Origin of the sequence: Clostridium sp. TW13 (assembly GCF_024345225.1) — a bacterium.
Taxonomy (GTDB): Bacteria; Bacillota; Clostridia; order Clostridiales; family Clostridiaceae; genus Inconstantimicrobium; species Inconstantimicrobium mannanitabidum.
Genome location: NZ_BROD01000001.1, coordinates 1,512,202 through 1,524,921, shown reverse-complemented (window position 1 = coordinate 1,524,921; position 12,720 = coordinate 1,512,202). Strand labels below are relative to the sequence as shown.

The window sequence follows — 12,720 nt, the reverse complement described above, 5'->3', positions numbered from 1 at the left end:
ATATAAACAGCACCTAAAGTATATCTAAACTAATTTCATATTAAATATATTGGTTAGATTCATCTTCTCTACGCGCTTCTTAATCTCGACTATATCAATTGTGTATAGTCCTAGAGTTTTCATTCTATTAAAATACTCAGAACCAGCAAAAGTGTATCTTGCCATTCTTCCTTCTTTTGTTTCTACTCTTTCATTTTCATAAGCAATTAAATCTCCTACTACTAGGGATCTTGGTAAATATAACAAAGGCATACCTATAGCATATCTTACTGCATTATTTCCTGCTAAAGATCCTGTAACTATAGCTTCAGTATGTCCAACAAAAAGCCCTGATTTTTCTCCAGCACAAAATAAATTATCAATACCTTTTACTCTCATATCATTAGTTCTTGGAGCAACTGATAAATACCTTATTGAATTTCCTTTACCACCAGCATAAGGATCTACATATTTTGCATTCTCCATTCCTGGAATTTTTCTAAGCTTTTCTAGTGGATAGTAGGTAGTCATTAACTTTGCATGACCTGTATCTAGCAAAATTACATTTTCCGCAAACTCCTTTAATGCATATTGCTGACAAACCTTGGTTTCAAGCTTTGAATAATTTATATCTTCCTTTGGTATATTTAATACAACTACACCTGTTTCATCAAGTTGATTTCTTATTTCATCACTTAAGCTTTCCTTTGCAAGTTTACAAGAACCACTAAACGCTCCAAGTACATCTCCGCTTCTTTCTCCTTGAATATCATGGACTCCTGCTCTTTCACTTATGCTTATTCTTGGTCCAAAAGCTGGACATCTTAAAATACACATTGAACATCCATTACCATAACGTAAGCAGTTTCCCATTGGACCTGTTGAGCCAGTAGTCTCTATTATTACATCTCCCTCTACATACTTTCCATCTGACAAATAAATGCCCTTTATTTTGTCGTCCTCTTTTTCAATATCTGTAATCCTTGAAAGCAAATGTACCTCTATGCCTAAACTTTTAATATATCTTTCAACTTCGCCCTCAATTATATTTACATCATATAAACTTGCATGCTCATGTCCTGGAAAATTTATATTTGTATGCCTTGAGCATTTATCAGTAATGTTTATTAAATCTCCTCCGCCTAGAGCAATTAATTCTTCAGAAGCTGTGTATCTTCCATTGTTCCTCATTATTCCGCCTACATTACCAAGACCTAAAAGTAAATCTGTTTTTTCGAATAATTTAACATTTGCACCTGCTTTTTTTGCTGTGATAGCTGCGGCACAACCAGACCATCCACCGCCAACTACAATTACATTCATATAAATCTTCTCCCTTCAAAGATATTCCTAGGATCTGTTTGAACCTTACATAATCTCTTTACTTTTCGACCCTTAAATCTTGCAGTACAGCTTCCACATATTCCTTCACCACAGCACATCTTTGCATTATTACAGCATGAAATCTTCAAATTTGTATCTAAAGAATTGGTAAATTCTATCATCCTGTATGTTAATATATCTGCCCCTGCACAGTGAATCAAAGAGATTTCTTTTCCATCGTACTCTTCTTTTATTACAGCTTTAATTTCTTCTGATAGCTCTCCTTTATTGTTTAAAACTGGTATTTCTTCATAAGTTAAATTGTATTCATCTAGATATTCCTTAACATATATTTCCTCATAAGGACTTTTGTCTATTATAAGACGAAGACTGTTGCCATTATTAATTAATCTTTTTATTACAGGCAACATAGGAGCCATTCCTATTCCTCTTGCAATAACAACACAATTGCCGTTTTTTGCATTTTGAATATTCTTAAGACCAAAGACACCATTCCAATATGGTCCTCTTACTCCTAAAATGTCTCCTTCCTTCAATTCAGTAAGCTTTTTAGTTTTTATTCCTCTTATTTCAATCAATACAGTTATCTCATCAGCATCTGTATCTGAATAAGCTATAGATATTGGAACATCAAAATATACATTATCATCTGTTCTAAGAAATACATAACTGCCTGGTGGAGTTAAATCTAGGGCTAATTTATGAGGCACAGAAAATCTTATTTTTATGAGATCCTCTTGTAATTTAGTTACTTCCTTAATTGAGCAGTCAAATGCTTTTCTTCCCTCTTTAGCTTTATTGCCATTATTATAAAACTCTTGATAAATACAAGTACCCTTCCAATTCATACAATCGCAAAACTTTTTTCCACACATTTGTGAACAAAGTATACATTCATTAGCTTCTGCCAATTTACATGGACAAAATTCAGTTCCTGAATCTATACAATCTATAATTTCATAATTCATGAATGCCTCCAATAAAAGTAATCTATACTACTAGAATATTGGTTTTAAATGAATTTGTTACTATTTTCAAAGCAAGTAGAAAGAAAATAATAGCCTTATATATTCACTTCTATTCTTCAAAATAATTCCCATATAAAAGCAAATGAACTTCAATTTCTTAAAAACTGAAGTTCATTTGCTATTTAAGCCTGTCCAGTAAATGTTAGATATAGAAGCACTGCATTTAGTACTATTATTATCATAGCAATTATAATCCCTAGTATTCTTATTAAGCCTTTGTTTGCGAATATCCCCATTAAATCTTTGCGCTTGGCTATAATCAACATTTGAATTACTGGGAATGGAAGAATAAAACAAAGTACAACTTGGCTTAAAACAAGAGCATTCATTGGATTTATTCCAAGCAATATTATAATAAGAGCTGGCATCATAGTTATCAGCCTTCTTATATTTACTGGTATACTTAAATTTACAAATCCTTTCATGATAGTTTGTCCTGCAAGAGTACCAACAGCTGATGATGAAAGTCCAGATGCTAGTAAAGCAATTCCAAATACACCACTTGATAAGGATCCTAATAAAGGTTCTAATGATTTATGAGCTTGCTCAATTGTACCTACCGGAACCCCATTTGTATAAAACACTGAAGCAGAAACTATAACCATGGCAGCATTAATAATAAAAGCAATATTCATAGCTATAGCTACATCTATTTTTTCCATTCTTAGATGCTTTAATTTTCCCTCAATGGATAAATCTTTCCCCCTATATTGAACTAACTGCGAATGTAAATATATAACATGTGGCATAACTGTTGCCCCAAGCATTCCTACTGCAATATAAACAGCCTCACCATTTGGTAACATAGGTACTAGTGTGTGTATTCCAACCTGGGTCCAATCAGGCTTTGCAAGAAATAATTCAATGGTATATGAAATACTTATGACTGCCACAAGAACTGCTATTATAACTTCAACTGTCTTTTGACCATATTTCTCCATATAACAAATTATATATGTTAATACCCCCGTAAGAAGTCCTGCATATATCATAGGTATATGAAACAATAAATATATTCCTAAGGTTCCTCCAAGAAATTCAGCTAAATCTGTTGCCATTGCCCCTACCTCAGCAATAATCCAAAATACCCAGTTTGTAGGTTTTGAAAATACATTAGCACACATTTCAGGTAGATTGTGTCCTGTGGCTATGCCTAACTTTGCAGACATAGTTTGTAAAAATACAGCCATTAAATTGCTCCACAAAATAACCCAAATAAGTGAATAATTAAATTTTGATCCTCCACTGATATTTGTAGCAAAATTTCCTGGATCTATATAGGCAACACTAACAACAAAAGCTGGCCCTAAGAATTTTACTACTTGTTTTATTGTAATTTTAGCTATGTTTCCTTCAGTATTTATACAACTTTCTATTCCTATATGTTTAGGCAACATAACACCATCTAGCAAACTTTTTTCACTTTCCATCTAAAATTGCACCTTCCTTATTAAACTTAAGTTATGTATAACAACATTTATTCATAGGTAACATTCTTAGCCTAAACTAAACTAGTATTTAATATAGAATATGTGGCCTTCATAAAAATGTTACTTTATACTAATTTCTTTATCTTACAATGAATATAATTTATTAAAGATACTATTATTTAAGAGGAAGGTGATAATATGGATAATAGTAGTTTCTATACTTTTAATGAATATATGAAAAATGAAGAAGATTCACTTACTGCCTCTATGCAGGATTATCTTGAAATGATATATAGACTATCTTTGAATAAAGGTTTTACACGAGTTCATGATCTCTCAAAATCACTTAACGTTCAGCCACCTTCTGCTACTAAAATGATACAAAAACTATCAGACCTAAAGCTTTTAAAATATGAAAAGTATGGAATTATCATCCTTGAGAAAGAAGGAGAAGTTATTGGTGAAGCATTATTAAACCGTCATAATATTATTGAGCATTTATTAAAAATATTAGGAATACCTGAAGAAGAAATCTTGAAAGAAACTGAAAAAATTGAGCATACCATAAGTAAAAAAACAACTATATGTTTTCAGAATTTTATAGATTTCATTCATACTAATCCAGACATACTAGAGCAGTATAAGGACTATGTTAAAAATCAAAAATGATTCCTACACAATACACTGAACTCTTTAAATTTATATTCTCTGTCACGGTTGTAAAGCGCATAATTTGATGTGGTAGCTCTACTGCAAAAATAAATAATTTTATCCATGAGCTACACAAAAATAGAGTCGATAAACTCTCAAATTTATCGGCTCTATTGAATTTATATTTCTACTATCTTATACATAATTATTTTATTTTGTGGATTTACAATCTCAAGCTTATATGTTTTTTTATCAATTTTATCTTTCAAAATATTATATTTTTCTCCCTTAGGTATAGAAAAATTCATATACTGCTTTTCATTTAATTTTACATCAAAATCTTTTAAGATTTCATCACAATCTATTGATACAAAATCATATTCCTCCTGTACCATTTTATATAATTTTTCTGTAGTTTCCCATCTTGAAGGTGAATTTAAAGTCACAATAATAATATTTCTATTGGCATTATGTACTGAGGTAACCAAGCATTTTCCTGCTTGCCCTGTATATCCAGTTTTCACACCATTTGCATCTTGAATTCTCCAAAGAATTTTATTTATATTATTATAATCTCTATTAAAATTGTACTTTTCTTTTTTAATTTCTTTAGTAGATACTATTTCCTTAAATATAGGATTATCCATTCCAACAGAGGTTATTACAGCCAAATCATAGGGAGAACAATAGTGATTTTGTGAATCTAGCCCATGAGGACTCTCAAAAGAACAATCCAATACTCCAATTGTTTTTGCAAAATTCTTCATAGTTTCAGCAAAATTTTCTACACTTCCACTTAGTCCTTCTGCTATGGTTATTGCAGCGTCATTACCTGACCTAAGCATCAATCCAAAAAGTAACTCCCTTAGGCTTACCTCTTCATTTGCTTTATATCCAACCTTTGAACCTCTTATACTAGCAGCTTTTTTACTTACCACAAATTTTTCATCTAAACGGCCACTATTCAAGGCTACTATAGTTGTTAATATCTTAGTGGTACTTGCCATTGGAACAGGTATAAAGCCATTCTTTTCATATAACACCTGCTTGCTATCTCCATCTAAAACAATAGCATTTCTTGAATCAATAAATCCTTTAGTCTTACCATAACATTTATAAGTAAAACTTGATAAACATATTATTGCAATTAAAATTACACAAACAAACTTCTGTAAGATATTTTTCATTTTTTCCACCTCATAATTTTATAGTTTAAAATAATATAAATCTGTCAATAATGCCTTAATGGAGGCCTGATATGAAGATATTAATAATAGTAGCAATAATTTTATTATTTCCTATCCCAATAAAATTGAGAATTTCTTATATTGATAAAAAATTTAAAGTAATGCTTTTTAATATACAACTAAATAAAAAGAAGATAATTTCACCTGAAGATCTCAAAAAAACCGAAGAAAAAATTAAAGAGAATAATATTGCTGAAAAGATTGAAAAAAGCCAAAAAACTATATATATAAACACTGCAAAAATATTTATAAAAAAGCTTAAACATACTTTTTACAAGCCAACTCTTCGGCTTAAATTTAAATTTGAATATGATTTTGACAATGCAGCAACTACAGCACTCATGTATCCTTTTATAACAGAAATAACATCTTTATTTTGCACATTGCTAAGAATTCCATTCATTCTTAAAAAAAATTGTGTTTCGGTTATATATAAATTTGAAAATTCTTTTTTTGTTAATTGCGATTTAAGTTGTATATTTATCATAAATTTAGCAAAACTAATTTATATAATGATACTTTTACTATTAAGTTATATAGGAGGAAAAAAATATGGAAAGTCATCCAATAGAAAATTTGATGAAGTCAACTATGGAAAATCTTAAAGAAATGATTGACGTTAATACAATAATAGGTGATGCAATTGAAACAAAAGAAGGTAGCTATATAGTGCCTATTTCTAAAGTTAATTTTGGATTTGCTTCTGGTGGAAGTGAATTTGGTAAGGAAGTGCATGATGCTATAGATAAAAAGCATCCTTTTGGAGGGGCCTCTGGTGCAGGAATCTCAGTAAAACCAGTTGCTTTTTTAGTTCTTAAAAATGGAACTGCAAGACTTCTTCCTGTAGAACCTTCTAACTCTATAGATAGATTAATTGATACTGTTCCTCAAGTCATCGAAATGATTAAAAATGCTTTTACAGATGATAAGACTAATTCCTAAAAATCATTATAAATAAATTTAGTATTTAAAGTGTGCCTTAAAGTTAGAGTACTATTAATAACATTCTAGCTTTAAGGTACACTTTATATTTTTTGAATAATAATATCTATTAATCAGATAATAGCAATGTAAGATTATATTGCTATGGAGGATAAAATGAAGAAAATATATCGGTTATTATCATTTTTTTTAATGTTTATATTAATTAGTGTTATATTAACAGGCTCAAATAAATTATCTGCCAGTTCAAATAATACCACATACAGAAAGCCAATAAATGCAGCTGTATTTTTGTTAGATTTTAATGATGACTTTATTGCTGAAATTGCAGCAAAACTAGCAAACATTCAAATAGCAAATCCAGATAAAATTAAATTCACTTATTATGATGGCAAATCAAATCAAGATATACAAAATCAAGATATAAACAAGGCTCTCAATGAAGATGTTGATTTGATTTTACTAAATATAGTTGATAGAACTGCTGCACAAACAGTTATTAATAAAATCAAAGAATATAATGTTCCTGTAATTTTATTTAATAGAGAACCTCTGACACCAGTACCAATACAATCCTACAGTAAGGCTTTATTCATAGGCACAGATGGAAAAGAAGCAGGAAATTTACAAGCTGAAATGATTGTAAACACTTGGAATACTAGTAAACAATTTATTGATAAAAATAATAATAATGTTTTACAATATGTAATGTTAGAAGGAGAACTTAGCAGTTCAGAAGCAGTTCTAAGAACAAAGTACTCTGTTTATGGAATTGAGTCTTCTGGAATTACTACGCAACAAATAGCTCTTAGAGTTTGTGATTGGCTGGAACAGCCAGCTTATGAATTTATTAAAGCATTATTTCAAAAGTATGGTGATCAAATTGAGTTAATAATCTCAAATGATGATACTATGGCTATAGGTGCTATCAAAGCTTTACAAGAGTATGGTTATAATACTGGAGATAAATCTAGATTAATTCCAGTTGTTGGAGTTGACGTTACCCCTGAAGCTAAAGAGTTAATAGATAAAGAACTCATGCTAGGTTCTGTTTTTCAGGATGCAGGTGCTTATGCAGAAGCTTTATATACCTGCGGCATTAATATGATAGCTGGGAAAAGTCCTATAGCAGGTACAAATTATAAATTTGATGAAACCTTAGTTGCTATTCGTCTTCCTACTACAAAGTATTATTATAAGAATCCTTATCCACAAAAATAATATAGATAATTTGCAGCATACTATAAAAAATGAACTCAGGAAACACTTTCCTAAGTTCATTTTTTAATTAAGTGAAAATTATTATTCCTTGCTCTCATTTTCATCAACTGCAACTTCAAATAAATCTAAAGAAGGTAACTCCTTAATTTCATGTAAATTGAATTGTCTTAAAAACTCTTCAGTAGTTCCAAATTGTATTGGTCTACCAGGAACTTCAAGTCGTCCAACTTCTTTAATCAAGTTACGTTCAATTAACTTCTGTATAGCAGAATCGCTCTTTACACCTCTTATCTCATCTATTTCAATACGAGTTATTGGTTGTCTATAAGCAATAATAGCCAAACTCTCTAAAGAAGCTTGTGATAAGGTTTGTCTTACATTCTTTTTTAGCAGAAGCTGAATATAATCACTGTTTTCTGACTTTGTTACCAGCTGATAACAATCATTTAATGCAATTAATTTTACACCCCTTGATGTATCCTCTAAGCTTCTCCCAAGTTCATTTAAAAGCATCTTAACATAATTAATTTCTAACTCTAGAACTCTTGCTATTTCCTTTATAGCTAATGGCTCTCCGCTGACAAAAAGCAATGCTTCTATTGCTGATAAATACTTGGATCGTTTTTCTTCTTCTTCAAACTCCATTTGTAAATAATTAATCTTGTCCATCTATTTCAACTCTCTCTATAAATATATTATCAAAATTTCCGTTTTGGATTATTTTAATACTTCTTTGCTTAATTAATTCCAGTAAAGCTAGAAATGTTACTACTACTTCCATCTTACATTCACAATCTTGTACAATATTAAGAAAGTTTGTATTTTTTACTTCCTTTAATTTGTCCATAATAAATTGTGACTTATCTTCGATCTTATATTTATCTACAAAAATTCTTTTTTCAATAAAATTATTATTGTTTTGCTTAGTCTTGTATTGTTCTATAAGTTTAGAATATAAGCCATATAAATCTAAAATAGTGGTATTATTTATGAAATCTTCATTGGTATGTTTCTTAGACTTCGTATCATCAATTACTTCGGGCTTCTTTGTAAATACAGTACCTGTATACAGACTCTTTTCTTTAAAAAATCCTGCTGCTTCTTTAAACAACTTATATTCTAGAAGTTTTTCTACCAAGTCTTTTCTTGGATCTTCCTCATTACTTTCTTCATCTTTTTGTTTTGGTAAAAGAGTTTTAGATTTAATCTCCAGCAAAGTTGCTGCCATTAATATAAATTCAGAAGTTATTTCTAAATCAAATTCTTTCATCTGGTTAATATAGTCCATATATTGGATTGTAATATCATAAATCTTTATATCATAAATATCCATCTTATTCTGCTTAATAAGATATAGTAACAAATCAAAAGGGCCGTCAAACTCCCCTATCTTTATATTTGGTAATGCCACAACTTCTCCTCCTACAATCCAACATTAATTTTCTACACTTATTATATAATATCAATATAACTTCAAACAAGCAAGTTAATAAGGGAAAACAACCTTTAAGCTGCTTTCCCTCATATTATTATACACCATTTTTGAAAAGATTTTTCAAGTTAAATTTAATGTTTTCAAGTAAGTTAAATCTTCTTACATCTCTATCTGAGTAAACTTCAATTTCACCTAACTTTTCATTATCAATATAATATTCACATTTGCCTACTACTTCATCCTTATTATATCTTTTCTTCTTCTCATCAAGTGTTATTCTACGTTCAACTTCTTCTTTACTACCTCTTGGCACTACAATGCTCAAATCTTGTTTAGCTCTTAAGATAAAGAATTTTTCCCCATTTTTATCAAGATTAATTTTTGTAATATCTTGATCTTTTTGAGCTAACTTTTTACTTTCAAATTTAGAAAAACCAAAGTTTAAAAGCATACTAGCATCTCTATTTCTGATTTTATATGTAGGTGCTCCCATAATTACTGAAAGCATTCTTACACCATCTCTGGTTGCTGTAGCTGAAATACAGTATTTTGCTTCAGTAGTATATCCAGTTTTAAGCCCATCACAACCTTTGAAAAATCTTACTAACTTATTGTGATTTACAAGCTCTATAGGTGATTTTCTTCCTTCACTTATATTATCCATATAAGTTCCAGTGTACTTTAATATTTTTGGATGCTTCAATAATTCCCTAGACATTATAGAAATATCATAAGCTGTAGTATAATGATCTTGCACTGGTAAACCTGTACAATTCTTGAAATTGGTATCATTCATTCCAAGCTCTTTAGCTCTCTTGTTCATCATTTGTACAAAACCATCCTCAGAACCACCAAGATATTCTGCCATTGCAACTGCTGCATCATTTCCTGAAGCTATTGCAATACCTTTTAGAATCTCTTCTACTGTTCTTATTTCTCCAGTATCAAGAAGCATTGTACTTCCACCCATTTTCTTTGCATTTTCACTAGCTGTAATCTTATCATTTAAAGTCATCTTGCCATTATCTACATTTTCAATGGCTAATAACATGGTCATTACTTTTGTTACTGATGCTGGAGCAAATTTCTCATGGGAATTTTTTTCATACACAACTTTTCCTGAGGATGCCTCCATTAAAATTGCTGATTTAGCTTCTACGTTGATTCCTTCATCACCTTTTACTTGCTTTGGTAAACACATAAAAATTGCTAATACTGATAATACTTTTGCTGTATTTTTTATAAATCTTTTGTTCATCTTCTGTGCCTCCTCTCAATAATATATTTACCTGTTTTCTTAAAAATATCACAAAAAAACAATATAAAATATATTTGGAGGAGAGGCTAAAATTAATTAATTATATTATGTATTAGCGGAATCTCTTCTTTTTTCACATTTTCTATCACATAGCATTCTTTTAGTTTCTTCTTGGCGATTTCTCCAAGCTTTTCATCATTTGCATAGATATAAGCAATTACATCACCTTCTCTAACTTCATCACTTCTCTTCTTTTCTAAAACAATTCCTACTGATAGATCTATTACCGATTCCTTAGTAGCTCTTCCTGCTCCAAGTTCCATAGCAATTAACCCAACTTTTTCAGCATGAATCTTATTTACAAAACCATTTTTATCTGAATATACTGGAATTAGAGATTTAGCTTTTTCAAATTTATTTGTATCATCAATGCATTCTATATCTCCGCCTTGAGCTTTTACAAATTCCTTTAGCTTTGCTATTGCCTTACCTGAAGTTATTGTTTCCATTAACATCTCTCTTGCTTGTTCTACTGTATCCGCTTTCTTGGCTAAAACTACCATATTACTACCTAGCGCTAAACATAATTCAAGTAAGTCCTTAGGTCCATGACCTTTTAATGTATTGATTGCTTCAATTACTTCTAAATTATTACCTACTGCAAAACCTAAAGGCTGATCCATATCTGATATTACTGCAACAGTTTTTCTTCCTAAATGTGTTCCTATATCAACCATCTCTTTAGCTAATTCCTCAGCCATAGCAGGTGTTTTCATAAAAGCACCTTCACCTACTTTAACATCTAGCACTATACAATCAGCACCAGATGCAATCTTCTTACTCATTATACTTGATGCTATTAATGATACATTTTCTACTGTGCCTGTAACATCTCTTAATGCATATAATTTCTTATCTGCTGGAGCTAAATTGCTTGTTTGAGCTCCTACTGCAACTTTTATGTTGTTAACATTGCTCATAAATTTTTCGTTAGTCATTTCAACTGAGAATCCTTTAAACGACTCTAATTTGTCTATAGTTCCTCCTGTATGTCCTAACCCTCTTCCAGACATCTTTGCAACAGGAACTCCTAGTGCTGCTACCATTGGTGCCAAAACTAAGGTTGTTGTATCTCCAACTCCACCTGTACTGTGTTTATCTACTTTTATTCCTTCGATTCCACTTAAGTCTAAAATCTCTCCAGAATTAACCATAGCCATTGTAAGATCTGCAGTTTCTCTCTTGGTCATCTTATTAAAATATATAGCCATTAATAGGGCTGATACTTGATAATCTGGTATTACACCTTCAGTATACCCTTTTATAAAAAATTGAATTTCTTCTGTAGAAAGTTCTTCATTGTTTCTTTTCTTTAAAATTAAATCATACATTCTCATTTTAATCGCCTCCAATATTTTAAGGAACCCTTTTCATTTTATCACTTATATATTATCATATATCATACAAAAGTCCAAAAATAAATAAAATGTAGGGCTTAAAAAACATATTATACTATCAATATAGTTTAGAGACAATAGCTTTTAATATACTTGGCATCAAAAAACTCTCTATTATTATGCCTATTACAAGTGGTATTGCTACCATAAGCGTAGCATTGATATATGAATTATCATATTTAATCTTATTTTCTTTAGTAAATTTTCTTTTAAGTTGTTCATAAGAATTACGCAAAGCTACCATACCAATAAAAATAAAACAAGGAATGTAAAAAAGATTTTGTGGTACTACTCCTGCCAAAGCTATTCCCAATCCTTTAGTGCCAAGAACTCTAATAAAAGTAGTAAAAGTAAATCCAATAGTATACCCTTTAAAAAGTATTGCTACAAGTATAAATGGACCACCAAAAAACCATTTTCCTAAAACATAAATAATTAGAAATAAAATTAAATTTGATATTACTGAGTTTAAAAAAATTTCTTTATAATTAATGCTTTGTTGACCAATATACCTCATGAATCCACTTAAATATGAATTAAGTTCTTCTAAATTATTCGTACTCATATAGAATACTGAATTGAGTCCTAGTATAAAACCAATTCCTATAAACAAAATTATTATAATTAAAAACGAATTTACACCTTTACTACTAACGTTCCTAGTATTCTTAGCATTTAACAACTTCACCATAATAATCCCTCCTAAAAACAACTTAATAATATATATG

The 12,720-nt window shown here is 30.1% G+C and carries 13 protein-coding genes; 4 read left to right on the top strand and 9 right to left on the bottom strand.

The features are described 5' to 3' along the window. Positions 1–24: 24 nt before the first annotated feature. The 3 genes from OCU47_RS07385 to OCU47_RS07375 all read right to left on the bottom strand — a co-directional run bounded on the left by OCU47_RS07385 (position 25) and on the right by OCU47_RS07375 (position 3,781). Entirely contained in the window at positions 25–1,302 is a 1,278-nt protein-coding gene (locus OCU47_RS07385) for an FAD-dependent oxidoreductase (protein WP_261827956.1), read from the bottom strand. Continuing rightward, positions 1,299–2,291, bottom strand: a complete 993-nt coding sequence (locus tag OCU47_RS07380) for a sulfide/dihydroorotate dehydrogenase-like FAD/NAD-binding protein (RefSeq protein WP_261827955.1) — start codon at positions 2,289–2,291, stop codon at positions 1,299–1,301. The genes OCU47_RS07385 and OCU47_RS07380 overlap by 4 nt, the downstream gene beginning before the upstream one ends. Positions 2,292–2,473: 182 nt before the next feature. Further along, complete coding sequence (locus OCU47_RS07375) at positions 2,474–3,781, bottom strand: Nramp family divalent metal transporter (protein ID WP_261827954.1); 1,308 nt, start codon at positions 3,779–3,781, stop codon at positions 2,474–2,476. Positions 3,782–3,979: 198 nt separating this feature from the next. On the opposite strand from OCU47_RS07375, the gene OCU47_RS07370 reads away from it, so the two are divergent. After that, a complete protein-coding gene (locus OCU47_RS07370; protein ID WP_261827953.1) occupies positions 3,980–4,450 on the top strand; it encodes a metal-dependent transcriptional regulator in 471 nt (156 codons plus the stop codon). Between the two features lie 161 nt (positions 4,451–4,611). Here OCU47_RS07370 and OCU47_RS07365 read toward each other — a convergent pair whose 3' ends face one another. Next, positions 4,612–5,619 (bottom strand): D-alanyl-D-alanine carboxypeptidase family protein, encoded by a 1,008-nt coding sequence (locus OCU47_RS07365; protein WP_261827952.1) that lies wholly within the window; start codon positions 5,617–5,619, stop codon positions 4,612–4,614. Between the two features lie 71 nt (positions 5,620–5,690). On the opposite strand from OCU47_RS07365, the gene OCU47_RS07360 reads away from it, so the two are divergent. From OCU47_RS07360 to OCU47_RS07350, 3 genes are all read left to right on the top strand, one after another. After that, positions 5,691–6,284 carry a DUF2953 domain-containing protein gene (locus tag OCU47_RS07360; protein WP_261827951.1) on the top strand — a complete coding sequence of 198 codons (594 nt, stop codon included), beginning with the start codon at positions 5,691–5,693 and terminating at the stop codon, positions 6,282–6,284. Next, positions 6,232–6,621 (top strand): GerW family sporulation protein, encoded by a 390-nt coding sequence (gene ytfJ / locus OCU47_RS07355; protein ID WP_261827950.1) that lies wholly within the window; start codon positions 6,232–6,234, stop codon positions 6,619–6,621. The genes OCU47_RS07360 and ytfJ overlap by 53 nt, the downstream gene beginning before the upstream one ends. Before the next feature lie 156 nt (positions 6,622–6,777). After that, positions 6,778–7,842 (top strand): galactose ABC transporter substrate-binding protein, encoded by a 1,065-nt coding sequence (locus tag OCU47_RS07350; RefSeq protein ID WP_261827949.1) that lies wholly within the window; start codon positions 6,778–6,780, stop codon positions 7,840–7,842. A gap of 81 nt (positions 7,843–7,923) precedes the next feature. Here OCU47_RS07350 and scpB read toward each other — a convergent pair whose 3' ends face one another. From scpB to spoIIM, 5 genes are all read right to left on the bottom strand, one after another. Further along, positions 7,924–8,511, bottom strand: coding sequence for an SMC-Scp complex subunit ScpB (scpB, locus tag OCU47_RS07345; RefSeq protein WP_261827948.1), 588 nt, complete (start codon positions 8,509–8,511; stop codon positions 7,924–7,926). Next, positions 8,498–9,253, bottom strand: a complete 756-nt coding sequence (locus OCU47_RS07340; RefSeq protein WP_261827947.1) for a segregation/condensation protein A — start codon at positions 9,251–9,253, stop codon at positions 8,498–8,500. Before OCU47_RS07340 ends, scpB begins: the two co-directional genes overlap by 14 nt. Before the next feature lie 118 nt (positions 9,254–9,371). Beyond that, positions 9,372–10,478 carry a D-alanyl-D-alanine carboxypeptidase family protein gene (locus OCU47_RS07335; RefSeq protein WP_261830597.1) on the bottom strand — a complete coding sequence of 369 codons (1,107 nt, stop codon included), beginning with the start codon at positions 10,476–10,478 and terminating at the stop codon, positions 9,372–9,374. A gap of 149 nt (positions 10,479–10,627) precedes the next feature. Further along, entirely contained in the window at positions 10,628–11,932 is a 1,305-nt protein-coding gene (locus tag OCU47_RS07330; protein ID WP_261827946.1) for a pyrimidine-nucleoside phosphorylase, read from the bottom strand. Positions 11,933–12,050: 118 nt separating this feature from the next. Further along, positions 12,051–12,683, bottom strand: coding sequence for a stage II sporulation protein M (gene spoIIM / locus OCU47_RS07325; protein ID WP_261827945.1), 633 nt, complete (start codon positions 12,681–12,683; stop codon positions 12,051–12,053). Between the last annotated feature and the right edge of the window lie 37 nt (positions 12,684–12,720).

Bases quoted from the DNA above. Each gene is read 5' to 3' on its own strand.
- OCU47_RS07330 (WP_261827946.1), bottom strand. From the start codon at position 11,932: ATGAGAATGTATGATTTAATTTTAAAGAAAAGAAACAATGAAGAACTT.
- spoIIM (WP_261827945.1), bottom strand. From the start codon at position 12,683: ATGGTGAAGTTGTTAAATGCTAAGAATACTAGGAACGTTAGTAGTAAA.
- scpB (WP_261827948.1), bottom strand. From the start codon at position 8,511: ATGGACAAGATTAATTATTTACAAATGGAGTTTGAAGAAGAAGAAAAA.
- OCU47_RS07360 (WP_261827951.1), top strand. From the start codon at position 5,691: ATGAAGATATTAATAATAGTAGCAATAATTTTATTATTTCCTATCCCA.
- OCU47_RS07335 (WP_261830597.1), bottom strand. From the start codon at position 10,478: ATGTGTTTACCAAAGCAAGTAAAAGGTGATGAAGGAATCAACGTAGAA.
- OCU47_RS07380 (WP_261827955.1), bottom strand. From the start codon at position 2,291: ATGAATTATGAAATTATAGATTGTATAGATTCAGGAACTGAATTTTGT.
- OCU47_RS07375 (WP_261827954.1), bottom strand. From the start codon at position 3,781: ATGGAAAGTGAAAAAAGTTTGCTAGATGGTGTTATGTTGCCTAAACAT.
- OCU47_RS07370 (WP_261827953.1), top strand. From the start codon at position 3,980: ATGGATAATAGTAGTTTCTATACTTTTAATGAATATATGAAAAATGAA.
- OCU47_RS07385 (WP_261827956.1), bottom strand. From the start codon at position 1,302: ATGAATGTAATTGTAGTTGGCGGTGGATGGTCTGGTTGTGCCGCAGCT.
- ytfJ (WP_261827950.1), top strand. From the start codon at position 6,232: ATGGAAAGTCATCCAATAGAAAATTTGATGAAGTCAACTATGGAAAAT.
- OCU47_RS07365 (WP_261827952.1), bottom strand. From the start codon at position 5,619: ATGAAAAATATCTTACAGAAGTTTGTTTGTGTAATTTTAATTGCAATA.
- OCU47_RS07350 (WP_261827949.1), top strand. From the start codon at position 6,778: ATGAAGAAAATATATCGGTTATTATCATTTTTTTTAATGTTTATATTA.